The organism is Pontibacter ruber, assembly GCF_023630205.1.
Classification (GTDB): domain Bacteria; phylum Bacteroidota; class Bacteroidia; order Cytophagales; family Hymenobacteraceae; genus Pontibacter; species Pontibacter ruber.
Window position 1 is genome coordinate 605,736 of the sequence record NZ_JALPRR010000001.1, and the last position, 24,321, is coordinate 630,056.

General features: G+C 49.1%; 25 protein-coding genes. 7 read left to right on the plus strand and 18 right to left on the minus strand.

Features of this window, described 5'->3' with window-relative positions:
• The first annotated feature begins 65 nt into the window (after positions 1 to 65).
• Positions 66 to 902 carry a translation elongation factor Ts gene (gene tsf / locus MJ611_RS02545; RefSeq protein ID WP_250427820.1) on the plus strand — a complete coding sequence of 279 codons (837 nt, stop codon included), beginning with the start codon at positions 66 to 68 and terminating at the stop codon, positions 900 to 902.
• Positions 903 to 1,015: 113 nt separating this feature from the next.
• On the opposite strand, the gene MJ611_RS02550 is transcribed toward tsf, so the two are convergent.
• The 18 genes from MJ611_RS02550 to dapF form a co-directional block, all read right to left on the minus strand.
• Positions 1,016 to 1,552 carry a hypothetical protein gene (locus tag MJ611_RS02550; RefSeq protein ID WP_250427821.1) on the minus strand — a complete coding sequence of 179 codons (537 nt, stop codon included), beginning with the start codon at positions 1,550 to 1,552 and terminating at the stop codon, positions 1,016 to 1,018.
• A 39-nt stretch (positions 1,553 to 1,591) separates the two neighbouring features.
• Positions 1,592 to 1,834: a hypothetical protein gene (locus MJ611_RS02555; protein ID WP_250427822.1), complete on the minus strand. Its 243-nt coding sequence runs from the start codon at positions 1,832 to 1,834 to the stop codon at positions 1,592 to 1,594.
• Positions 1,835 to 1,903: 69 nt separating this feature from the next.
• A complete protein-coding gene (locus MJ611_RS20600) occupies positions 1,904 to 3,721 on the minus strand; it encodes a MutS-related protein (RefSeq protein ID WP_250427823.1) in 1,818 nt (605 codons plus the stop codon).
• A gap of 36 nt (positions 3,722 to 3,757) precedes the next feature.
• A complete protein-coding gene (locus MJ611_RS02565) occupies positions 3,758 to 4,183 on the minus strand; it encodes a RidA family protein (protein ID WP_250427824.1) in 426 nt (141 codons plus the stop codon).
• Between the two features lie 165 nt (positions 4,184 to 4,348).
• Positions 4,349 to 5,500: a DUF4097 domain-containing protein gene (locus MJ611_RS02570; RefSeq protein ID WP_250427825.1), complete on the minus strand. Its 1,152-nt coding sequence runs from the start codon at positions 5,498 to 5,500 to the stop codon at positions 4,349 to 4,351.
• On the minus strand, positions 5,481 to 6,131 hold the full coding sequence (locus tag MJ611_RS02575; RefSeq protein ID WP_250427826.1) for a hypothetical protein: 651 nt from the start codon (positions 6,129 to 6,131) through the stop codon (positions 5,481 to 5,483). Before MJ611_RS02575 ends, MJ611_RS02570 begins: the two co-directional genes overlap by 20 nt.
• 31 nt (positions 6,132 to 6,162) lie before the next feature.
• Positions 6,163 to 6,720 (minus strand): RNA polymerase sigma factor, encoded by a 558-nt coding sequence (locus MJ611_RS02580; RefSeq protein ID WP_250427827.1) that lies wholly within the window; start codon positions 6,718 to 6,720, stop codon positions 6,163 to 6,165.
• A gap of 423 nt (positions 6,721 to 7,143) precedes the next feature.
• Positions 7,144 to 8,721 (minus strand): L-piperidine-6-carboxylate dehydrogenase, encoded by a 1,578-nt coding sequence (amaB, locus tag MJ611_RS02585; RefSeq protein ID WP_250427828.1) that lies wholly within the window; start codon positions 8,719 to 8,721, stop codon positions 7,144 to 7,146.
• 99 nt (positions 8,722 to 8,820) lie between these two features.
• On the minus strand, positions 8,821 to 10,317 hold the full coding sequence (locus tag MJ611_RS02590; RefSeq protein WP_250427829.1) for a Do family serine endopeptidase: 1,497 nt from the start codon (positions 10,315 to 10,317) through the stop codon (positions 8,821 to 8,823).
• A 183-nt stretch (positions 10,318 to 10,500) separates the two neighbouring features.
• On the minus strand, positions 10,501 to 11,010 hold the full coding sequence (locus MJ611_RS02595; protein WP_250427831.1) for an Hsp20/alpha crystallin family protein: 510 nt from the start codon (positions 11,008 to 11,010) through the stop codon (positions 10,501 to 10,503).
• A 157-nt stretch (positions 11,011 to 11,167) separates the two neighbouring features.
• The gene (locus MJ611_RS02600; RefSeq protein WP_250427833.1) at positions 11,168 to 11,956 is read right to left on the minus strand and encodes a DUF2490 domain-containing protein; all 789 of its coding nucleotides are present in this window, start codon (positions 11,954 to 11,956) and stop codon (positions 11,168 to 11,170) included.
• 33 nt (positions 11,957 to 11,989) lie between these two features.
• A complete protein-coding gene (locus tag MJ611_RS02605; RefSeq protein WP_250427835.1) occupies positions 11,990 to 12,574 on the minus strand; it encodes a hypothetical protein in 585 nt (194 codons plus the stop codon).
• A 17-nt stretch (positions 12,575 to 12,591) separates the two neighbouring features.
• A complete protein-coding gene (locus MJ611_RS02610; RefSeq protein WP_250427837.1) occupies positions 12,592 to 13,791 on the minus strand; it encodes a M20 metallopeptidase family protein in 1,200 nt (399 codons plus the stop codon).
• A 165-nt stretch (positions 13,792 to 13,956) separates the two neighbouring features.
• Positions 13,957 to 14,469: a sporulation protein gene (locus MJ611_RS02615; RefSeq protein ID WP_250427839.1), complete on the minus strand. Its 513-nt coding sequence runs from the start codon at positions 14,467 to 14,469 to the stop codon at positions 13,957 to 13,959.
• Entirely contained in the window at positions 14,453 to 15,124 is a 672-nt protein-coding gene (gene deoC, locus MJ611_RS02620; protein WP_250427841.1) for a deoxyribose-phosphate aldolase, read from the minus strand. Before deoC ends, MJ611_RS02615 begins: the two co-directional genes overlap by 17 nt.
• Positions 15,125 to 15,243: 119 nt before the next feature.
• The gene (gene secA / locus MJ611_RS02625) at positions 15,244 to 18,615 is read right to left on the minus strand and encodes a preprotein translocase subunit SecA (RefSeq protein ID WP_250427842.1); all 3,372 of its coding nucleotides are present in this window, start codon (positions 18,613 to 18,615) and stop codon (positions 15,244 to 15,246) included.
• Positions 18,616 to 18,887: 272 nt separating this feature from the next.
• Entirely contained in the window at positions 18,888 to 19,403 is a 516-nt protein-coding gene (locus MJ611_RS02630; protein WP_250427845.1) for a GNAT family N-acetyltransferase, read from the minus strand.
• 127 nt (positions 19,404 to 19,530) lie between these two features.
• A complete protein-coding gene (gene dapF, locus MJ611_RS02635; protein WP_250427846.1) occupies positions 19,531 to 20,304 on the minus strand; it encodes a diaminopimelate epimerase in 774 nt (257 codons plus the stop codon).
• Between the two features lie 106 nt (positions 20,305 to 20,410).
• Between dapF and MJ611_RS02640 the strand changes: the two genes are divergently transcribed.
• The 6 genes from MJ611_RS02640 (at position 20,411) to MJ611_RS02665 (ending at position 24,287) form a co-directional block, all read left to right on the plus strand.
• Positions 20,411 to 21,304: a class I SAM-dependent methyltransferase gene (locus MJ611_RS02640; RefSeq protein ID WP_250428764.1), complete on the plus strand. Its 894-nt coding sequence runs from the start codon at positions 20,411 to 20,413 to the stop codon at positions 21,302 to 21,304.
• Positions 21,305 to 21,441: 137 nt separating this feature from the next.
• Complete coding sequence (locus MJ611_RS02645) at positions 21,442 to 22,005, plus strand: hypothetical protein (RefSeq protein ID WP_250427847.1); 564 nt, start codon at positions 21,442 to 21,444, stop codon at positions 22,003 to 22,005.
• A gap of 25 nt (positions 22,006 to 22,030) precedes the next feature.
• Positions 22,031 to 22,303 carry a hypothetical protein gene (locus tag MJ611_RS02650; protein WP_250427849.1) on the plus strand — a complete coding sequence of 91 codons (273 nt, stop codon included), beginning with the start codon at positions 22,031 to 22,033 and terminating at the stop codon, positions 22,301 to 22,303.
• A gap of 101 nt (positions 22,304 to 22,404) precedes the next feature.
• A complete protein-coding gene (locus MJ611_RS02655) occupies positions 22,405 to 22,791 on the plus strand; it encodes a prominin family protein (protein ID WP_250427850.1) in 387 nt (128 codons plus the stop codon).
• The gene (locus MJ611_RS02660; RefSeq protein WP_250427851.1) at positions 22,792 to 23,256 is read left to right on the plus strand and encodes a hypothetical protein; all 465 of its coding nucleotides are present in this window, start codon (positions 22,792 to 22,794) and stop codon (positions 23,254 to 23,256) included.
• Positions 23,257 to 23,357: 101 nt separating this feature from the next.
• Positions 23,358 to 24,287 carry a Ppx/GppA phosphatase family protein gene (locus MJ611_RS02665; RefSeq protein ID WP_250427852.1) on the plus strand — a complete coding sequence of 310 codons (930 nt, stop codon included), beginning with the start codon at positions 23,358 to 23,360 and terminating at the stop codon, positions 24,285 to 24,287.
• The last annotated feature ends 34 nt before the right edge of the window (positions 24,288 to 24,321 follow it).

Genomic DNA, 24,321 nt, shown 5'->3' on the forward strand with positions numbered 1-24,321 from the left:
GCTTATCAGAACCTATCGATACTGAAATTCATAATTTATAATTCCTAATTCTTAATTATAAAACGATGGCTATTACAGCACAAGACGTTAACAGACTCCGTCAGGAAACCGGAGCCGGTATGATGGACTGCAAGAAGGCGCTTACTGAAGCAAACGGCGACTTCGAAGCGGCTAAAGATATTCTGCGTAAGCAGGGACAAAAAATTGCCAGCAAGCGTGCTGACAACACAACTTCTGAAGGTATTGTGTTAACGCAGGTTTCTGCTGATGGCTCGACTGGTAAAGTAGTAGCTATTGCTTGCGAAACTGAGCCGGTATCTAAAGTTGAAGATTTCAGAAACCTTGCGCAGGCAGTTTTAGATGCAGCTGTTTCTACAAACGCTGCTTCTAAAGAAGAATTACTTGCTACACCTCAGGCTGACGGTCGTTCACTTCAGGACCACATCACTGACCTGATGGGCAAGATCGGTGAGAAGATCGATGTAGTGTCTTACGAGACTGTAAACGCTGAGAAAGTTGTAGCTTACAATCACTCTAATGGTAAGTTAGGTGTATTGGTTGGCCTGAACAACACAAACGGTACTGATGTAACTGAAGTTGGCAAAGACATCGCAATGCAGATTGCGGCTATGAAGCCAATTGCACTGGACAAAGACGGTGTTGATGCAGCTACAGTAGAGCGTGAAATCGAGATCGGTAAAGAGCAGGCGCGTGCTGAAGGTAAGCCAGAAGCGATGCTTGAGAAAATTGCTTTGGGTAAACTGAACAAGTTCTACAAAGAAAGCACACTGTTGAACCAGGAGTTCGTTAAAGATTCTTCTTTAACAATCGCTCAGCTGCTTGAAAAAACGAGCAAAGGCTTAACAGTTACTGACTTTAAGCGTGTAGCTATCGGTGCTTAATTGCACCCAGCTTATAAAGTATAAAAGCCCGCTTTACAGCGGGCTTTTTTTATGCTATAGCGGCTATAAGCTAAGGCAAAGCTTAAGCCTGTGAGGGTTAGTAGTGCTATTCTTTATAAAATTACTGTTGGTTCTGATATATGAGTCACTTCTGCTTTGTTCAGAAACTCCGACAAAGTAGTTTGACTTGTTGCTTTACCATTTGCAAGTTCAATAAGATATTCAAACGGGTTAGCTATACCTTTTTCAAACACCCAAAGCCTAAACCGTCTATGGTTACCATTTTTATTTAGATGAATTAGTTCTTCAAAGCAACATATCTGCATTGACTGACTGTGGTAAAGATGCTTTGGGTTAATAATCCCCTCTGTAAATACCCTTTGGTATACTTCATCTTCAATGTCTAAAATTATTCTTAAGCTATCAAAGTAAACTACTTTGTACTCACTAAGAGAGTCTTTGAGAATGCTTCCATTGAATTTCTGGTACTTTTTAGTCTCGAGGTCCTGACTGAAATATTGTTCAGCTAAGCGATTCGCGTATTCGCCTTGATTAGCATAAGTTCTTTTCTCATCAACTACTACACCTCTTTCTGCCGTTTTGCAGCCACAAAGAGCGATAGCAATGAGAAAAAGATAGGCTGCTTTCATTGCCTTCTATAATTGGAATACTACATTATCAGAGCAATCTCAACCGTTTCTTCTGACAGTACTTACAAACGCATCGCGCATGTCGGTGAAGCGGTTCAGCACTGCTTCGATAAACTCGTCATCTATCAGCTCTTTTGCACCCGCGTCTCCCAACACATCCATCTCACTTATTTTATAGGTTTGCTCAAAATCGCCTTTCTCAAACTTGAGCAAAAACTTTCCGTTCCACGACATCAACGTGATCTTGACCTGTGGGTGCGGTATATCGGCTACTATTCTCATGTTGGTGTATCTTAAATTTCTGGATTTGAATACGGATTTATACTTTGACTGCAGGCTTACAGTTCATATTTATACTTCGTCTTCTATAGCGATGCCCATGAGCTGCATGAGCTTGCTTGCATTAAAACTGCGGCAAATGCCCCGTGTAAGCTTGTAATCAAAGTTGATCTCGTCGCCAATGATGTCGCTGTTGAAGCTATAGTTTTCCACGCTTCCCTGCAGTTCCTGCTCCATGGCGCCCAGTTCAAGGTCGTGAGTAGAGATAAGGCCCGACGTGTTGCGCTGGTGCAGCTGCCTGATCAGCGACATAGCGCCTAAATGCCGGTCGCGGGAGTTGGTACCTTTCAGGATCTCGTCCAGCAGATAGAAAACAGGTTGCTGGCCGTCTTCTGTCAGGTTCAGGAGGATGCGCAGGCGCTTGAGCTCTGCATAAAAAGACGAGGTACTTTCGGCCAGGTTATCTGCCGTGCGCATGGCCGTGTATACCTGCACCGGTGCCACTTTCAGTTTATCAGCACACACAGGCGCTCCTATAAAGGCCAGTACCATGTTAATGCCTACTGTGCGCAGGAAGGTAGTTTTACCCGACATGTTAGAACCCGTTACTACAATGGTTTTACCGGCTCCCTGCATGGTAAAATCGTTGGCGACACGGTTACTGGAGAAGATAAGTGGATGGGCTAACTGAACCGCATCGAACTCGAATGGCTGCTGGCTGAGCTCCGGTACCGCAAAGTGCGGGTGTGCATACTGAAACGCGGCAATACTGGCGATGGCTTCAAAATGAGCAAGCACATCCAACGCCTCCTCTACCTGGTCCAGGTGCTGCTCTTTCCAGTTCTCCAGGCGGTAGATCCACACAAAATCCCACATCAGGATGGTGTTAAGGAAAAAGCTCATCAGCGTGCTCAGGCGCCAGGAGAAATAGTCGATGATGGTGGCTACTTTACCAATTGCTTTGGAGGCTGGAATATGCTCCCGATGCAGTTTTGCTTTCAACTCTTCCAGCAAAGGTGCTTTGAAGGTATGTTGTTCGATGTGCTGCAACTGATCGGTGTAGCTGCGCATGGACTCATACATGCCCATGCTGTTATCATAGTAATCGTCCCGTACTTTCTGAAAGCGCAGCCCCACCAGATATTGCACTACTAGGAAACCAACAGCAATATAACCGGAGTAACCATACAGCCAGGCTGCAATAGAAGCCAGCGTAAGTACAGGCAGCACAAACAGCAGCACTTTCATAAACGGGTACTGTCCGTAAAAGCTGCGCTGCCGCAGCCAATCGAAAAATGCCGGGGCATTGCTATCAGCGTGCTTGTAGTGCATGGGCATTGCAAGAAACCCTTGCAGCCACTCCAGTTCAGAAGTATTGGCAAGGGCAGCTGCGGCCTCCTGCCTGCGCAGTATCTCCGACACAGGTGCCCCTTTTTGCAGCCACTGCGCCAGTTTATACTTGCCGACATTGGTTACCGAGCGGTTCACCAGCTGAAACAGCGAACTTCTGCCAAAGATGTCCAGGTCGGATGTATACGGGTGGTGATCGTCGATAAACGCATCTCCCCCGTCGAACTGCTGAAGCCGCCCCTGCAGCCGCTCGATCTCGTGCAGGTTTAACTGTCCCAGCAATTGCAGCTGTTTATACTTGTAGTCGAGGCGGCTGTGCCAGCGCATTACAAGTATAAACAATAGATAAAACACCACGATGCTCGCGATGCCTTCGGTCGTATGGCCGGTTTTAAAAAAATAATAAGCTACGGCAGCACCAAGTATAAATACCAGCACCCGCAACCACGAAACTGTCCGTGAGCTGGATGCGGCTCGTTTTTCTTCTTCCTGAAAGGCTACTGCGCGTTGTCTGAACTCCTCTTCTCTGTTATTATTCACTCGGATTGTAAGATTTAGTAAAGCTGCTCTACCTGCCTAATCAATGGTGGCAATGCATTTCAGCTCAATGGCAATAGGTGTCGGCAGTTTGTTTACCTCTACTGTGGTGCGGCAAGGCTGGTTATACTTGAAATACTCTGCATAAAGGCGGTTGTACGTGGCAAAATCATCTTTCATGTTGGTCAGGAACACCGTTACATCCACCAGGTTATCCCAGTTAGAGCCAGCATCTTCTAAAATATTGCGCACGTTCTGAAACACCGAGCGGCACTGGGCCTCTATGTCGTAGGAGACGATGTTGCCTTTCTCATCCAGTTCCACACCGGGTATTTTCTTAGTTCCTCGTTCCCGTGGGCCAACACCAGATAAGAACAACAGGTTTCCTACACGCCGTGCATGTGGGTACGCCCCCACCGGTTCCGGTGCTTTCGATGAATTAAGAATGTCTTTTTCGTTTGCCATACCCAAATATATAAAAATTTATAGGTCTATTAAGATAGCAGCACACTCCCTATCCTCTTCTACGAGTCAGACGCCTGTTAAAGCAAAAGAACCGGCTTACCGCCGGCTCTTTCACCTTAACAAACACAATGATCACAAAGTTATTGTATGCTTACCGCGGAAAGATTACCGGGTGAATTTAACATCGCCATACTTCGAGTTTATACTTATTACCCCCTTGGGCGAGGCACCTCCGAACTTTCCTTTATACTCTGCTGAAGTATAATCTTTCTCCAAAGAGGTTATGTTGACGAGGTTCTTATCCACGTTAAAATCTCCGAACTGCACATTTACATCAAAACTGAAGGCGGAATCGTCTTCGAAATTGAGGGAGATTGGGCTGAAGCCGCTATCCAGATTGATGCGCCGGATGTTCTTGCTCACGTTGTCTACCCGGAACGAGCCATACTTCACATCAAAGTCCAGGGCGTCGTTCAGGCTGCCAATCTTAAAATCGCTGTACTTGGAAAAGCCCTGGATGCCGTTGGTTCCGCCCAGGTTCAGGTTAGAATAAGCAACCTCTACATTACCGCCGTTGATGTAACCGCAGTTACCGGTGCTATAGGCCAGTTTTACGGTATTGGCGCTGTTGCTGAGGCGGTCGGTTTTCAGCGTACCATACTTCACGCTGATGTTGGTTTTGCCTTTGAAAGCCGGCAGGTATACATCGCCGAAGCTGTTTTTGATCGTCAGCGGGTTATTGTCGGGCATGGACACCGTATAGTTGATCTCGAAACTCTTCTGGTTGTTGCCTGAGATCTTCATGGGTTCCAGTTGGGTACGGAGCGATATCGTCTGGCCTTCGCGGGCATCTACCACCCGGATGTTATCCAGTATGTCCTGCGCACGTTGGTCGGTACCGGCACGCGCAATGATCTCCACTTTTACCTGTATCTCGTTCTTGTTCCAAGTGTTCACGTGTACCCTGCCAAACTTGTTTTCGATGTTCAGCATATCGGAGCTGCTCACTTTGTAAGCCTTGTTGATAGTTTTGCGCTTCTCTGCATCAAAAGCCATCTCAACATTAGGCTGCTGATTTTCGGCACCGGTCTGTGACAGGGAAGCGAGGCTTCTGGCGCTTGCCAGCGACAGCAGGTATGGGTTAGCCGGAGCTACTGCGCGGTGCGCCTCAAGGGCTTTTACGTTAGCCGATGGGCATGGCGCTTCCGGGGCTGCAGGCGTTGACGGTGCTGCAGGCTGCTGGGCAAAAGCCAGTGCTGGCATCAAGGCAAGAAGCAAGGCCAGGTGGCGTATAGAGTTAAACATTAGAGGTTTCATCTTTCTGAGGTTGTGTGGTTCGTTGTTTTTGCAACTTTTCGATGCGCTGGAGTACTTCCAGCTGGCGGTTAAGCACCTCGATCCGTATCTGCAGGTTCTGGATCATGGCACCCATTACTTTATCGGTATTTGGTGTTGTGTATAGTTGCTTTTTCAGTTGCGTATAGCTGCTGTCGAGGCGGGCAAGTTCGCGGTCAATGTCCTGCTGCTCATCCAGCCCCAGCACTTTCAGATCATACTCTGTCAGCTGGCTCTTCTTTTCTTCTATCTGGCTGGTGTAGTAGGCTTCTACCTCTACCAGCTCAGGCGCAATCTTGCGGAGCTTTGCCTGCTCCGTAGTGGCTGCGATGGTATAGGCTGCCTCCGGAGTATTCTGCTTCATCAGGAACAGCGTAAGGCCGCAGCCCAGCAACAGGATGATGGCAGCCGCCACACGCATGAAGAACATATCTGCACTGAAGCTGGCGCGCTCGCCAAAGCTGAAGCTGATTACCTTCGCCTCTTTTTTATCTTTTACCTGCTCAATTGGCGGTACGTGTGGGCAGATCTTCTGCCATAGCTCAGGCCGGGGCTCGAATACATCGAATTCATCCCGGTGCTCGCTCACAAACTTTTCTAAACCTTCCTTCATATCTAAAGTCCCTGTTTATTCTATCCTGTTGCTAAGCCGCAAACTGCGGCTCCCGCATTATTTCCAATAGCTTCTTTTTGGCCCTGCTGTACTGCGATTTCGAGGTTGATTCTGTTATTCCCATGATCTCGCCAATCTCGGCATGGTCGTAGCCCTCCAGCAAGTATAAACTCAGCACCACCCGGTACCCGTCCGGGAGTTTTTGTATGGCCCGCCGGACTTTTTCTACCTGCCACTCGGTTTCGTCTTCGTATACTTCGTCGGGCACATCGCCCACCGTGCGTTCCTCCAGCGGCACCAGTTCCGATTTCCGTTTCCGGACGGCGTTGATGGCGGCATTCACCACGATTTTTTTCAGCCAGCTGCCGAAAGAAGCTTCTGCTTTATAACTATGGAGATTCTTAAAAGCACTGATGAAAGCTTCCTGCAGTACATCTTCGGCCTCGGCGTAGTCGTTGGTGATGCGCATGCTCACGTTGAACATAGCCTTGGAGTAAAGTTTGTACAGCTCGTACTGCGCCCGGTTGTCGCCTTCCCTGCAGCGGTCAATCACATGCCTGTTTACATCTTGATAGCTCAGTGTTTCCAAAGTTCTGGTCTTATTTATGGCACTTACAGGTTCAGCGATCAATTATAGGGTTTCGTCTAAGCTTTCAGGTCTTTTGTCTCCTTTTATTCAATTTACACTAAAGACAAAACCAAAGAGGTGAGGTTGCACGAAGCTGCAAAATTTTCTAAAATATTTTGCGCTTCGCTATAATTTATACTTTACAGGCTCGTTGCCAGCGGGTTACACTTGCTTAAACGAAGTATAAACATGCGGTGTGCTATAACTGCAGACACAAAAAAGCCGGCCTTATTGCAAGGCCGGCTTTTTGTCTGAATCTGGATTTCCAGGATCAACTGTGATTTACAGGATATCTTCTATACTTATGGAAGATGCTTGTATCATTTCTGCTGTATTTTGAATCCTGTTTATCCTTCTATATCCTGGAAATCCTGATGCAGACAATTAATCCATGATATCGAACTTGATGCCTTGTGCCAGCGGCAGCTCGCGGCCATAGTTGATGGTGTTGGTCTGGCGGCGCATGTATACTCTCCAAGCATCAGAACCGGATTCGCGACCGCCTCCTGTGTCTTTCTCACCACCGAAAGCCCCGCCGATTTCGGCACCGGACGTACCGATGTTAACGTTGGCAATGCCGCAGTCAGAACCCCAGTGGCTCAGGAAGGCTTCGGTCTCCAGCAGGTTGGTAGAGAAGATCGAAGAAGACAAGCCCTGCTTCACGCCGTTCTGCAACTCGATGGCATTCTCCACATCACCGCTATATTTTATCAGGTACAGGATCGGAGCAAAGGTCTCTTCCTGCACCATGTGGTAGTGGTTTTCGGCCTCTACAATGGCAGGCGTCACGTACGTGCCGATAGCATACTGCTCGCCTTCCAGCACTTCGCCACCAATCAGTAAGTTACCACCCTCCTGCTGCACCGCCTCCAGCGCATTTTGGAATGCTTTAACAGCATCTTTGTCGATCAGCGGGCCTACCAGCGTGGTGTTGCTCAGCGGGTGACCGATCGGCAGGCTTGGGTAAATTTTCAGCAGGCGCTCTTTTACCTGTTCGTATACATTCTCGTGGATGATCAGGCGGCGGGTAGACGTGCAGCGCTGGCCACAGGTACCCACAGCACCAAATACCACCGCACGAAGCGCCATCTCCAGGTCAGCATGCTCGGTGATGATGATGGCGTTGTTACCACCCAGCTCCAGCAGCGACTTACCCAAACGGGCACCAACCGCTTCGCCTACTTTCTTGCCCATGCGCGTAGAGCCTGTTGCCGATACCAGCGGAATACGGGTGTCGTTGGCCATCAGGCTACCGATCTCGGCATCGCCGATCACCAGGTTGAAGATACCTTCCGGCAGTTCATTCTCCGTCAGTACTTCGCGGAGGATATGTTGGCAGGCAACCGCTGTAAGCGGCGTTTTCTCAGATGGTTTCCAGATAACCACGTCGCCGCAAACGGCAGCCAGCATGGCATTCCAGCTCCAGACAGCTACCGGGAAGTTAAAGGCAGAGATTACGCCTACGATGCCCAGCGGGTGGTATTGCTCGTACATGCGGTGCTGCGGACGCTCCGAGTGCATGGTATAACCGTGCAACTGGCGCGACAAACCAACAGCAAAGTCGCAGATGTCGATCATCTCCTGTACTTCGCCCAAGCCTTCCTGCAGAATTTTACCCATCTCGTAGCTTACCAGCTTACCCAGCGCCTCTTTGTGCTCGCGCAGCTTGTTTCCGATCTGGCGCACAATCTCGCCGCGCTTTGGAGCAGGCATTTTGCGCCATACTTTAAAAGCCTCTTCCGCCTGCTTTACCACCTGCTCGTAATCTTCGGCAGTGGCCATGTTAACGGAGGCAATCAGGTTGCCATCGGCAGGCGAGTAAATTTCTTTGGTTGTACAACCTTCCTGGCCACCCCATGCAAGACCGGTGCTGTACGCAGGGTTTATGTCTTTCACGCCAAGCTGATGCAGCACATCGGTTACTGCTTTCGTTAGCGGAAGCTCATCTATCGTTTGTTTCATGGTTATCTGTTTTAAGTGAGGGTATCTACAAATCTATAAAAACAAAAAAGCTTCCGCAATCTTACGGAAGCTTTCTGATATGTTTGAGCTAAGAAATCTTTATCTCTTGCCGATAGGATAGTATGCCTTCAGGCCATCCGGATAAACGCCTTCAATGTACACTACACCGTTGTCAAAGTTCTTCAGGTGCTTCTCCACATCGCCCGGCACGTTCACGGAGTACTTGTCGATCTTTGTGATGATGAAGCCATCCTTCATACCGGTTTCACGGAACTTGCTCTTTGCTACACCCGTGATCTTGGCGCCGCCATCTATACCCAGCTTGTTCATTTCCTGCTTGGAAACAGGCTCGAATGTAGCACCATCAAAGGTCACGGCTTTTGCGACACTGCGCTTCGAAATCTCGGTGCTGTACTGCAGGTTCTTCAGCGTTACATTGGCTGTTTTCTCTTTGCCATCGCGCATGTAGGTTACTTTTACCTTATCGCCAGGGCGGTAACGGGCTACCTGCTCCAGCAACTGCGCGCTCTTGCTTACACCAACACCGTTAATGGCCGTGATCACGTCACCAGCCTGCAGGCCAGCCTCTTTGGCGCCACTCTTCTCTTCAACACCTGCGATATACACGCCGCTCAGTGTTTTCAGGTCTTTTTCTTTCGCCAACGTCGCGTCGATCTCCTGGATCGATGCACCCAGCAATGCACGCTGCACTTCGCCATACTTCAGCAGGTCGTCTACCACTTTGCTAACAATAGAAGATGGCACCGCAAAAGAATAACCGGAGAAAGAACCTGTCTGCGAAGCAATGGCCGTGTTGATACCTACCAGGTCACCGTTCAGGTTAACCAAAGCGCCTCCCGAGTTACCCGGGTTTACGGCAGCATCCGTCTGGATGAACGATTCGATGCTAAGGTCTTTGGTGGCGTTGGTACGCAGGATGTTGATGCTGCGGCCTTTGGCGCTTACGATACCGGCTGTTACGGTTGAAGTCAGGTTCATCGGGTTACCTACGGCCAGCACCCACTCGCCTACCTGCAGTTCGTCGGAGTTGCCGTATCGCACTACCGGAAGCTTATCCGCAGTTATTTTGAGTAGGGCGAGGTCAGTGGTAGGGTCTGTACCTACAAGGGTGGCCTCAAATTTACGTTTGTCGTCTAGTACTACCTCTATTTTATCGGCCTTGTCGATCACGTGATTGTTGGTAACGATGTACCCGTTAGAGGCAATGATCACACCCGAGCCGGATCCCATCTGCGGACCGCGGGGGGCGCGTTCGCCAAAACCATCGCCGAAAAACTCACGCAGAAACGGGTCCATCGGGCTGCCGTACCCCTCGGTAGCACGCGCGCTGTACTCCGTCATTACGTGCACCACAGCCGGTGTAGACACCTGCGCTGCTTTGATAAAGTTAAGCCCTTCCGGAACGATTACGTTGCTGCTACGCATGTCGCTGGTATAGCGGACGGTAGCAGGTTGCTCCTGCGTTTGGGTGTACTGCTCTGTATCATCTTCCAGCAGCTTATAGCTACCAACAGCCACACCGCCACCAAGCATGGCAGAAAGTGTTAAGCCAACAATAAACTGTTTTGTGTTCATGAATTAATCTGATTCTGTTATACTTATGTAAATTAAGAATTGCCTATCCTGTAAATGACTTACGGTAATAGTGTATACGATAATAATAATTAATTACGGTAGATACCTAGCCATTCGAAGCATTTAACATATATTTAACAAAAAAGAGGCCAAAATCGTTGGCCTCTTTTCTTATAGATTTTTTTAAGATTTTGCTGTCTTGCCGTTTTCAGATGCTGTTGCAGTTTTCTTTTGCTTTGGAGCTGCCTCTCTTTCTTCTCCAGCCTCGATCCGTATCTGACGCTTCATGGTTTTCTTCTCGTCTTTCGGAACCATAACCGACAACACTCCATCTGAGAATTTCGCCTGGATCTGGTCCGGGTTCACGTTATCTGGCAGGTAGAAGCTTCTGGTGAAGGAACCATACTGCGTTTCCATCATCTGGTAACGTCTGCCCTCTTCTCTTTTCTCGAACCTACGCTCGCCTGAAATAGTCAATCGGCCTTCCTGGAAATCGATGGATATATCTTCGCGCTTAACGCCTGGCAGGGCCACTTCTATTTCAAAGCCTCTTTCGGTTTCGCTGGCATCTACACTTGGTGTAAAACCAGCCATGCCTCTGGTGTTTACAGATTCGTTGAAGAACCTGTCCAACATAGAACTAAAGTTTTGAGGCATGTTTTCCTGCATGCCGTTAAATCTTGTTAGTGTCATAGTTTTACCTCCTTAATTTAGTTATACATGATGTACAACTATCTGATAGTAAAAACTATACCAACTTGATCATCTTAATAAATCCTGAAATAATGTCATTTTGATAGTCAGTATTTTCAAACTTATACTGTCTTTTTTTCAGCTTTAGAAGTCCGGATCAGTAAGTATAACTTGCTGTATTGGGAGTGGTATTCAGGCTATACTTTATTTCCAGGCCTATTATTGGCACGATGCGGTTGCGTTTCGATGCCTCTTCGATCACCTGCATGTCTTCGTCGAAGCGGGCCTGCACGTAGTAGTAATCTGTCTGACGCATAAAGTATGGCGTGATGCGCAGTTGCTCTGTAAGCTCATAGGTAAGGCCCAGGCGCAGGCGGGTGCGGTCTACGGTGCGCTCGTCCGCCGAGGTGTTTTCGTCCTTCTTGTAATCCGATAGCAACATCAGCTCGTAACTGATGGCAGGCGTAATGTACTTGTCCTTGAGCGGGAGGCGTTTGCCCAATTCTGCCATTGCCCGGAAGTTGCCTTTCGCGTCCTGGTCCTCCTGCAGCACATGGTCGTATTGCACCTGCTTGTTGAAGTATAAGCTCTTGATATTGCCGTTGTGGCGCAGGAAAGCTCCGATAAAAGAGGTTTTCGGGTAGTCTTCGATGGCATAACGATACATCGCTCCCAGGCGCCAGTGCTCGGTTAAAGTATGTTCGTAACCTGCCACCAGCTCGATGCGCTCGAGTCCGCTCAGCAACCCGCTTTCCGACAGATCGTTGTAGCGACCGTCGGTGTTGATGCGGTACTGGCTCTGCAGGAACAGAATGCCGCTCTCCCCCACACCGTAGCTAAATTGCAGCTCCGGCCAGATAGAGGTTGAAGCCGTTACTTTGCTTTGCGCCTGTGCCAGCAAAGGCAACATTGCCACAAACATCAACAGGAGTAATCGTGAACGCATATCGTGTAATTAAATTCTATACTTGATTTAAGATTAACAACAGCCGTAGTACTGCACTACTTTATCTGCAGCCCTGGCGTAAGCGATAAAGCGAATGTCTTCTTCCCCCACCAGGTACGAAAAACCAACCGCCTTTTTATCTGACTTTATACTTTCCCATACTTCCCGGGTAGCATAACCTTCTTCAAACTCATCGTCAGCGGCAATGGCGGGCTGGTCAAAGTTCTCGTTCTGGAAAAACTCGTCCACGCGCTTGCGGATATACTCTTCCTGCAGCTGCGGTGTTTTGTTATAATCGGTAGCAAAGCCGATCAGGTCGGTTGCCGGGAAAGTGTCCTGGAACAGCTGCTTGCCTTCAGCACTGATGATCTCAAGCGTAACCTGCGCTTTCAGGATGGATTCGCCTGTCAGGTATACTTTAAAGGTATCCTGTTTTTCGGGATTGGAGAAGATGCGGGTTTGGGTGTTGGCATGCAGCACAGCCGGTTTAGCCGGTTGTACTTCCTGCTGTGTTTGTGTTGCTCCTGCCTGCTGCTCTTTTGCCGCCTCCTGCTTAGCGCTGTCGCAGGCGCTGAAGGCCATAAGGGAAAGCAGCAGTAAGTATAGTTTCTTGTACATGTGGTTATACTTTATACTTAGTTGTTTCCCTGGCTTTGCAGTTCCTGCACCGCAATCCAGGCCATCAACCCGATACCGGTTTCCAGTGCAGCTTCCTCGATATCAAAGGTAGGTGTGTGTACCGACGAGGTGATACCGCGGGCTTCGTTGCGCGTGCCCAGGCGGTAGAAGCAGGCATTTACCTCCTGCGAATAGTACGCAAAGTCTTCGGCGCCCATCCAAAGGTCCAGGTCTACTACGTTCTCTTCCCCCAGGTACTGCTGGGCAGCAGCGCGGGCACGGGCCGTAAGCTCCGGTTCGTTCTGCAGGAAAGGATAGCCGTTTTTGATGTCGATGTCGCAGCTGCCGCCCATACTTTCGCAGAGGTTTTCGGCCAGCTTCTTTATTTTCTGATGCGCCCCGCGTCGCCATACCTCGTTCATGGTCCGGAAGGTGCCTTCTATCTTCACCTCGTTGGGGATCACGTTGGTAGCACCCTTGGCCTCTACTTTGCCAAACGACAGTACCGTCGGCACTTTGGGGCTGGCCATACGGCTCACTACCTGCTGCAAGGCAACAATAAGATGGGCAGAAATCAGCACCGGGTCCACGTTCATTTCCGGGATAGCCGCGTGGCCGCCTTTGCCCTTTACGGTAATGTAGATCTCGTCGGCGCTCGCCATGTACATGCCTGATTTGAAGCCTACTTTGCCGGCAGGCAACAGCGGGAATACGTGCTGCGCGATAATGCTCTCCGGTACCGGATTGGTCAGCACTCCTTCTTTGATCATGATGGAGGCGCCACCCGGAAATTTCTCCTCGCCCGGCTGAAACACCAGTTTTATACTTCCTTCAAACTCGTTGCGCAACTCCTGCAGGATACGGGCAACACCCAGCAGCGAAGCGGTATGCACATCATGCCCGCAGGCATGCATCACCCCTTCGTTTTTTGATTTGTAGTCTACGGCATTAGCTTCTAGGATCGGTAAAGCATCCAGGTCTGCACGCAGGGCAATCGTTTTCTTGTCCGGGTTACGACCTTCAATAATGGCTACGATACCCGTATTGGCCATACGTTGGGGCTGCAGGCCGTAGCTTTTGAGCACTTCCTCCACGTAAGCGGCGGTGTTGTGCTCTTCAAAAGACAACTCGGGGTTAGCGTGTATATGGCGGCGGACCTGTACCGTATCGGGGGCATAGGTGTGCGCTAAGGCTTTTATTTTATCAGATAATAGCATTTTATTCTTCGTTATTGGTTGTGCGGTGATCGTTTATTTAATGGTATCAGACCTTACATAAAGCGATCCCGCACACAATGTTTAAAGCTACACAACCGGCTTTTAAATAAAAAGCGTTGCGACCGGTTCGGGCCACAACGCTTCGCTATACTTTAGAACCAGGTCTTATCGTACGTTCTTGTTGATGTTGATCTGGTCACTTACAATCAGGGCATTCGGGATGATGTCGCGAAGTTGGTTGAGTACCTGCTGTGCTTCCATGCGTGTAAAATAATCCCCGATCATAAGCCTGAAATTTGGCTGCTTGTACGTCAGGTAGTCTTTTTCTTCGGGCACGCGCCTGAGTATGGATTTGCGCAGATTCATGACAGTTTGCCTCTCCGAGCCGTTATACGCCAGAATACGGTAGCCTCGCGCATACTTTATACTTTTATTTACGCTTGCTACGGTGTCCAGCAGCACTTCCACTTTATCATTTACATGATTGGTTGGCTCTAGACGGGCAACCGGTGCTTCGGTATCTTCGGTCGGGTACTTCGGACGGTAATCGCTCAGGTCTTCAACGGCTTTGGTTTTGCCACCTGCCCTGCCACTATCTTTACCCGCTCCTGTAGAAGAGGCACAGGCCGTGATAAATAAAAATACAAGGGAGAAAAGTATACTAAACGCTCTGTTCATGCTTTACGATTTGAATGCTGGCCGAACAGCCTAACCTGTCGGCGCCCGCCTGGATTAATGCCTGTGCATCGGCAAATGTTTTTATGCCGCCTGCGGCTTTTATTTTGATATGGCCGGGTAAGGTACGGCGCATCAGCAGCACATCTTCTACAGACGCACCTCTGCTGGAGAAACCGGTAGAGGTTTTTACATAATCAACACCGGCTGCTGCACACAATTCACAGGCCTTCACGATCTCCTCCTCCGACAGCAGCGCCGTTTCGATGATCACTTTCAGCTCCGCCTCCTTCAGGTGGCAGAACTTGGCCAGATCGCTCAGCTCGTTTTCCACCTCCTCATACCTGCCGGATTTAAATGCCGAGATGTTCATCACAACGTCTATTTCGCTGGCTCCGTCGGCAATGGCCTGGTGGGTTTCCAGGAACTTCACCTTCGGATGCTGGTACCCCAGCGGGAAGCCTACTACGGTTGCCACTTTCACGAGGGCACCAGGCCCCAGTCGTTCTTTGGCCAGTTGCACGTAACATGGGGCCACACAAACAGCCGCAAAGCCGTAGTTACGGGCTTCGTCGCACAGCTGCTCCACCAAGGCGGCAGTTGCTTCCGGGCGCAGTTGGGTATGGTCTATATAAGAAGCTACTTCTTGTCCTGACATGTTTTTAGACAAAAGATGTTAGACATAAGACAAATGACTTTCTTACACCTAACACCTCCGGAAATTGTTTCAACAAATAAGTATAAAGCCGCCTCAGGTTTAATGAGGCGGCTGTTTTTTTATTCTTCAATGATTACGCAACGGTTGTGGAGCAGGTCGTCTTCCACGCTCTTGAACTTCACATCCTTCAGCACACGGCCATCGTTGTACTGCACGCTTACGCGCTCGTTACGGCCGGCTACTTTCTGCGAATGAGCGGGCACCAACTTTGGCGCTTCCGGTGCAGGAATAGAAGTATGGCCCTGCTCATCTTCCAGCGAAGAGTGTACTTCGGCTTTCTGCTCGTGCAACACCGGTGCTTTTGGTCTTGGCTGCGGACGCGGCTCCTGTACCTGCTCTGGTGCCTGTACCGGGATAAAGGCATGGAACAGGAAGTTGATGGTTTCCTCGTTCACTTTACCGATCATACGCTTAAACAGCTCAAACGATTCGAACTTGTAGATCAACAGCGGGTCTTTCTGCTCGTACACCGCGTTCTGCACGCTTTGCTTCAGGTCGTCCATCTGGCGCAGGTGGTCTGTCCAGGCCTGGTCGATGGTGCCCAGCGTGATGATCTTCTCCATGGAGCGGATCAGTTCCATGCCATGCGTTTCGTAGGTCTTGGTCAGGTTGGCCACTACAGCCATCTGGCGCTTGCCATCGGTAAACGGCACGGCTACGTTCTCAATCATCGGTCCACGGTTCTGGTGGATGTCGGCGATGATTGGGAAGGCCTGATCAGCGATCTGCTTGTTCTTGTTCAGGAAGTAACCGAGCGCTTCGTTGTACAGGCGTTCGGCCAGTGCATTCGCGTTGGTTGATCTGAACTCATCCTCCGTAATTGCAGTGTTGAAACCGAAAATGCGGATGATGTTCAGCGTGAAGTTTTCGTAGTCGTTTACGTTCTTATAGTTCAGCACCAGGTCTTCGCTGATATCGTAGATCATATTCCAGATATCCAGCTCCAGACGCTCGCCGTACAGAGCATTTCTGCGACGCGTGTATACTACTTCGCGCTGTGCGTTCATCACGTCGTCGTACTCCAGCAGGCGCTTACGCTGACCAAAGTTGTTTTCTTCTACTTTCTTCTGTGCACGCTCGATAGAGCTGGTGATCATGGAGTGCTGAATCACTTCGCCTTCTTCCAGACCCATACGGTCCATCAGGCGGGCAATTCTGTCAGATCCGAACAGACGCATCAGGTTGTCTTCCAGCGACACGAAGAACTGCGAAGAACCCGGGTCACCCTGGCGACCAGCACGACCACGCAGCTGGCGGTCAACGCGACGGGATTCGTGGCGCTCTGTACCGATAATGGCCAGACCACCCGCAGCTTTCGACTCCGGCGTCAGCTTGATGTCGGTACCACGACCAGCCATGTTGGTAGCGATGGTTACCGTGCCTGGCTTACCGGCTTCGGCTACGATCTCAGCCTCTTTCTGGTGCAGTTTCGCGTTCAGTACTTGGTGGCGGATGTTACGCAGCTTCAGCATGCGGCTCAGGAGCTCGGAAATTTCTACCGAAGTAGTACCAACCAGCACCGGGCGACCTTTTTCGGTCAACTCCACAATCTCGTCTACTACGGCGTTATACTTCTCGCGAACAGTCTTGTATACTTTGTCGTGCTCGTCTTTTCGCTGGATCGGACGGTTGGTAGGAATTACTACCACGTCCAGTTTGTAGATGTCCCAGAACTCGCCTGCTTCTGTTTCGGCAGTACCCGTCATACCAGCCAGTTTGTGGTACATACGGAAGTAGTTCTGCAGCGTGATGGTGGCGTAGGTCTGCGTAGCATCCTCTACCTTCACGTTCTCTTTCGCTTCAATTGCCTGGTGCAAACCGTCTGAATAACGACGACCTTCCATTACACGGCCGGTCTGCTCGTCCACGATCTTCACTTTATGATCCGGCGTAACGATGTATTCGGTGTCCTTCTCAAACAAAGTATAAGCTTTAAGCAGCTGGTTGATCGTGTGCACACGCTTCGACTTCTCCTGGAAGTCCGCGATCAGGTGCTCTTTTGCATGTAGCTGCTCTTCGTTGGAAAGCGACTTGTTATGTTCGATGTTGGCGATCTCGGTTCCGATATCTGGCAGGATGAACAGGTTCGGATCTTCGCCCTGGCCTGTGATCAGGTCGATGCCTTTCTCGGTCAGTTCGATCTGGTTGTGCTTCTCGTCGATGGTAAAGTACAGCGGCTCATCGGCCTCCGGCATCATGCGGGAGTTATCCTGCAGGTAATAGTTTTCCACCTTCTGCATGATGGCACGGTTACCCGTCTCGCTCAGGAATTTGATCAGCGGCTTGCTCTTAGGCAAACCACGGTAAGCACGGAACAAGGCCAGTGCACCTTCTTTCTCGTTTCCTTCCTTGATCAAACGCTTGGCCTCTGTCAGGAAGCCGTTTACGATTTTACGCTGCGCCTCTACCAGCATGGCAATGCGTGGCTTCAGCTGGTAGAATTCGTGCTCATCGCCACGTGGCACCGGACCGGAAATGATCAGCGGTGTACGGGCATCGTCGATCAACACAGAGTCAACCTCATCGACCATTGCATAGTGATGCTTGCGCTGTACCAGGTCCTGCGGTTCGCGGGCCATGTTGTCGCGCAGGTAATCGAAGCCAAATTCGTTGTTGGTACCGTAGGTGATATCGGCTCTGTAAGCGTTGCGGCGGGCTTCCGAGTTCGGCTGGTGCTTGTCGATGCAGTCGATGGTCAGGCCGTGGAACTCGAACAAAGGCGCCATCCACTCAGAGTCACGCTTGGCCAGGTAGTCGTTTACGGTTACTACGTGCACCCCGCGGCGGGCCAGTGCGTTGAGGAAGGCAGGCAGGGTTGCTACCAGGGTCTTACCCTCACCGGTCGCCATTTCGGAAATTTTACCCATGTGCAGTACGATACCACCGATCAGCTGCACATCGTAGTGCATCATGTCCCAGGTGATCTCGTTACCGGCAGCGATCCATTTGTTCGCCCAGGTGGCTTTGTCGCCTTCTATAACTACGTTGGATTTGTAGGAAGCCAGTTTTTTGTCAAGGTCAGTGGCAGTAACCACCATCTGGCCGTTCTCTTTCCAGCGGCGGGCAGTTTCTTTCACAATCGCAAAACCTACAGGCAGCACTTCCAGCAGCACTACTTCCAGGTCTTTGTTGCGCTGCTTTTCCAGCTCATCAATCTCTGCGAAGAGATTTTCTTTCTGCACGATGTTCAGCTCCGGCTCATTGGCAATGCGCTGGTGCAGAGCAGCAATCTTATCGTCTATTGGCTTTAGCCGCTCATCAATCGTGCGCTTTACCTCTTCTGTTTTCTGGCGAAGCTGGTCATCTGTTAAGCTGGCTAGCCTGGCAAACTCTTCGTTTATTCGGGATACGTAAGGTACAACCTCTTTAATATCTCTGTCGGACTTGGTTCCGAATAATTTCGCAACGGTTTTACCGAAAAAATCAAACATCTGTATTGTTGTTCTTAAATGAAATCCTGCGTTTGCAATATCGTCAAAAATAAGCTGTTTTTCTGATATTTCTAACGTTCTGTACTAAAACAATACCAGATTAACAGCCGCATAGGTTATCTGCCATATTTACCGGACAAGCATAGCGCTTCAGCTATACTTTATCCCGGAGTTTAAAAAGCTATGCCATAATAGGTAAGCTGTGGCATTGTGGCAGATGCCCAATAATTTAAAACTACAGAGAGAGGTTAGAAGTTCAGAGTGTACAGCTACTAGAAGAGCAGCTGGTATTCGATCACATCGTCCCAGCCTTCGGAGGTGCGCAGCCACTGTTGCCGTACGCCTACCTCCTGAAAACCAGCTTTTTTGAACAGGTTTATACTTGCCATATTGGTAGCAGTGACCGAGCAGTAGACTTGATGCAGTTGCAAAGTGCTTTTGCAGTAGCCAAGCAATAGCTGCAGCGCCTCCGCAGCATGGCCGTTGCCCCGGTGGTCAGCTGCCACCACAATGCCAATGCCTGCACGGCGGTGCAAGGGATCAAAATCGAAGAGGTCGATGGCACCAACGGCGGTATGCGTATGGTTGCAGATAACCAGGCGCAACTGCTTGATGGTATAAATATCCTGCGTGGCATTCTCCAGGTACTGCTCCAGCACAAATTTGGAGTAAGGCATAAGCGTGTTGCCCACCTGCCAAACGGAAATGTCGTTCTCAAGCGAGTACAGAAACTCCAGGTCAGTAGGTTCTAAAGCGCGGAGGTAGGTATGGTCGGAGCGTAGGAACACGTAGTTTATACTTTTATACTTGAATCAATCTACAAAAAGAAAAGACTTCCAGCAATTTATACTTGCTGGAAGTCTTTTTATAGTTTGCTGGCGTGAGTTTGCAACTCGCGCCATGGTTTATACTTGGTTAAATCGTAACAGATCCTGTAAACACCAGTTTGGCCGGGCCTACCAGGTAGATATACTTGAACACATCACCGCTTCGCTCGAAAAGCACCTTCAGGTCGCCGCCCGGTGTTTTAACCGCTACCGGACTCTGAGCGCCTTCCATACTTGTCACCAGTGCAGCGGCTGTTACGCCTGTACCGCAGGATAGGGTTTCGTCTTCCACGCCACGCTCATAGGTGCGCACATAAATTTCGTTCTCAGACAGGCGCTGTACAAAGTTTACGTTGGTGCCCACAGCGCTGAAGCGGTCATTGTAGCGAATGGCTCGTCCTTCTTCGTACACATCCAGGTCCCGTACATTGTCTACAAAACGCACATAGTGCGGCGAGCCGGTGTTCAGGTAATAATCTTCACCGATGCGCTCCACGCCCTTCACATCGTTCATTTTAAGTTGGATGAGGTCGCGCTCTACGCTGGCCTGGTGCTCGCCATCGGCAGCCAAAAAGCAGGCCACATCCTCGATTACGCCTAGTTGGCGAGCAAAGCGTACGGTGCAGCGTGCGCCGTTACCGCACATGGAGCCCAGGCGGCCATCGGCATTAAAGTATACCATCTCGAAGTCATAATCTGGGTGGTCCTGCAGCAGGATCAGTCCGTCGGCTCCGATGCCCACATGACGGTCGCAAAGGTGTTTCACCAGTTGCTCGTCATCGGCCGGGAAAGTGAGTTTACGGTTGTCTACCATCACGAAGTCGTTGCCCGTGCCCTGGTATTTATAAAAGCTAAGTGCCATGCTTGTGTAACAAATAAAACCGCTGATGCGTGCACTTTTTAGGTTCGGCAGATTAGTAGTACTTTTGCCGCCAGATGGCACACAGCCAGAAATAAACGACAAAGATATGTATTCCTTTCTTACAACAGAAAACTGGGCTGATTACGAGCTGGTAGATTCCGGAAATTTCGAGAAACTGGAGCGATTCGGGGAGTATTACGTGGCGCGCCCGGAGCCGCAGGCCATCTGGGACAAGCACCTGTCCGAGCAGGAGTGGCAGCGCCTGGCCAATGCCGTGTTTACCCGCGACAAAGGCAGCCAGGAAAAAGGCCAGTGGAAACTGAAGAAAGGAATGCCCGAGCAGTGGTACATCAACTATAAGTATAACGACCTGAAGCTGCGTTTCCGCCTGGGCCTGTCTTCGTTCAAGCACGTGGGTTTATTTCCGGAGCAGGACAGCAACTGGAAGTTTATTTACGACAACACCCGCAAGCTAAAGGCCAAGCCTCCGAAGGTGCTGAACATGTTTGCCTACACCGGTGCTGCCACCCTGGCTGCCAAAGCTGCCGGTGCCGACGTAACACACCTCGACTCGGTGAAGCAGGTTAACTTCTGGGCCCGCGACAACATGGAAGCCAGCGGCCTCGACAACGTGCGCTGGATCGTGGAAGACGCCATGAAATATGCCCGCCGCGAAGTAAAACGTGGCAATACCTACAACGGCATCATCCTGGACCCTCCTGCCTATGGCCGTGGCCCGAACGGCGAGAAGTGGCAACTGGAAGAAGAGCTGAACGAGCTCATCAAGCTCTGCCACCAGATGCTCGACAAAACCGACTATTTCCTGGTGATCAACCTCTACTCACTCGGCTTCTCCGCCCTGATCCTGGACAACCTCATGCGCCTGACATTTGGAGAGCAGATCAAAAACGAAGAGCTGGGTGAAATTTACCTGCACGACCGCGGCGAGCGCAAACTGCCGCTGGGTACGTTTTTCAGGTTTACTTCGGTGGGGAGGTAGAAATTCATACTTTGAACTAGCACTTAAAATCATAGCGTAGGATTTACGGCTCTATATATAGTAGTTGTGAAATATTATACCTATACTTCTCACCTGTATTTTCTGTGAAACTTGACAACAACTTAACCATCAACTTTATGATCAAATTTTACTCTTTTTTAATTGGGGCATTTCTATTGATTTCAGTAAATGCCAATGCTCAAAAAACATACCCTGCCATACTTGAATTCTTTAATGGGGATGTCAAAAAAGGCTTGATTGAACTGCCTGCTCCAGACACAAAAAAAATTAAATATCAGGCAACTCCAGATGATAAACAAATCAAGATAGAAGCGGAAGAGGTCAGTGCTATCACACTTAAAAGTGATAGCTCCGTAATGCGAATTGAAAACCTGGCTATTGAGGGTGCGAGATACAGGCTGCTAATGTCTAAATTTATTGAAGGAAAAGTAAGTCTGTACGGTTATGGTCATTTAGGCACGATGTATGGGGTAATAACCTTGTATGTAAAAAGGGCAAGTGAAGAAAAGGCAACGAGTTATAATGGTTTTGGTCTAAAAAAGAGAATGAGTAAATATTTTGAGGATGACCCTGAGACAGTGAAATATATTCAGGAGACTCCCCTGTTAAAAATAGATCTGGAAGGAGTTATCCATAAATACAATGCCAGACAGCATTCTAAGGCTGTATCAGGAATATAACTTACCTTTTAGCCATCCGCTAACCATGATCCTACTCAGCGGAGGACCTTCCTACGGCATGATCATTACTATACTGGGAGCCTTAACAGGCTCCGCAGGTATATTCATCTGGCTACATATCCGCGCTGCTAAGACTCTATACTATAGAGAAGGATTTTCAACGTCTCCGATAGCACAGAAAGCACTTGTTTATACTTTTTTCCTATTTGCTGCAGCCTTCACCTCTCTGGTGGCCTTCTATCTTTTAATGATTTTGATAGGTGCGCTTCTTGTCACTTTGGGATTACAGCATATGTAGGGTGCATCTAGCCAGGTATTATAATAATGCAACAGAAATTGCACTGAAAGAGTATTTTTTGCTATGTAATTTTCACGCGTTTAGTAATACAGGCATAAAGGATGAACAAGATGGCAGGCATGACTTTGATGATCGTAGGAGTTATTTGTTTTATAGTTGGCTTAGTTTTTTATACTTCTTCTGGTAAGCCAACAGAAAAAGGCAAATTAGCTGAGAACGCTCCTTCCGATACAGTGAAGCAAAACAACTCTGTTGAACGAGCTCCAAAAACTCCAGCTACACCAATAGAAAGCCCCTCAGTTAGACGACCTTCTGAAGCCAGCAATGAGCTGGAAAGGATAATTAGTATGGCAATTGCCGATGGTGTTTTAACTCCCAATGAACGTAATCTAATCAAAGAGTTAGCCGACACAAAGGGACTCAACTATAATGTCATTATCAGAGATGTCGAGAATAGAATTACATCAGCTGGTGTAGCAGAAACCTAAATGATTGATGTCAACAAGAAGAACGGAGATGACTTTGAGAAATTTGTTGTGCAGAAGTTCGATAAGAAATACTTTAAGATAAAAGAGTGGGCGGGCGATAAGTATGTTAATGGGAGGTATGCCGAAACAACCCAGCATCCAGATTTACTGTTAGAGCATTCCTACAAAACTGAAACCTCAGAACTTGCTGTTGAATGTAAATGGAGGAGAGATTTTTATAATGAAGGAATAGTCATTGCAAGCTCTGAACAGCTTGAAAGATACAAGGAGTTTGAGGAGGATCGTAAAATTCCAGTTTTCATTGCTTTAGGTGTTGGAGGAAGTGCCTCCAATCCTGAGCAATTATATGTTGTTCCCTTAAGAGCTATCAAGTACAATTTTATTACTGCTACATATTTGGAGAAGTATCAGAAGCAAATAGACAAAAACTTTTACTTTTATCCTGACTCTCAGAAGCTAATGTAATATAGATCTATCTTTAGACTTTAAGAATAGCTACTCAAGATAGAGTAGCTAATAAACTAGCCTTTCCAACAATCAGCAAATAACAATCAACAATTTATCTCATGACCAAACGCTTCGCATTCATCGATATGGGCACCAATACCTTTCACCTGCTGATAACAGAGTTGGATGAAAAGGGACAGCTTCGCGACCTGGTAAAGACAAAGCTGCCGGTACGGTTGGGCCAAGGTGGCATTAGCAACGGAGCCATTGCGCCGGAGGCTTATGAGCGTGCCCTGAAAACGCTGAAGGATTTCCGCAGGCAGATCGATGAGTATGGCGTGGAGACCGTAAGGGCCATGGCCACCAGCATGGTGCGCAACGCCAGCAACGGCGAGGATTTTGTGAAGGACGTTTTCAAGGAAACGGACATACAGGTAGAGGTAATCGGAGGCGAGCGCGAGGCGGAGCTGATCTACTATGGTGTTCGCGCGGCCGGAGTGCTGGACGAAAAAACAGCCATGATCATGGACATCGGCGGCGGCAGCGTGGAATTTATACTTTGCAACAAGCAGGAGATCTTCTGGAAACGCAGCTTTGAGATCGGAGCTCAGCGCCTGATGGACCAGTTCTTCAAGCAGGACCCGATCGCTCCTGAAAGTATAGAAGCCGAGAAATTATACCTGCAGCAGAAACTGCAGCCTTTAACAGAAGCAGTAGCCAGGTATAAACCAACTGTACTCGTAGGCTCCTCCGGCACCTTCGACACCCTCTGCGACATCGACGCGCTGAGCAAAGGCGATACCTCCCGTCAGCAAAGTATACCACCGGCTTCTGTGCTACCGATAGAGGATTTCTACAAGATTTACCAGGACCTGCTGCGCAAGAACCACGAAGAACGTTTGGCCATTCCGGGCATGCTGGAAATGCGCGTGGATATGATCGTGCTGGCAAGTATAGCCGTGGACTTTGTGCTGCAGCAATACAACCTGCAGGAAATACGTGTTTCTTCTTACGCCCTGAAGGAAGGCGTGCTGTATCAGATGCTGTAGGAATAAGGCTTGTAGTTATCCAACCACCAGAAAT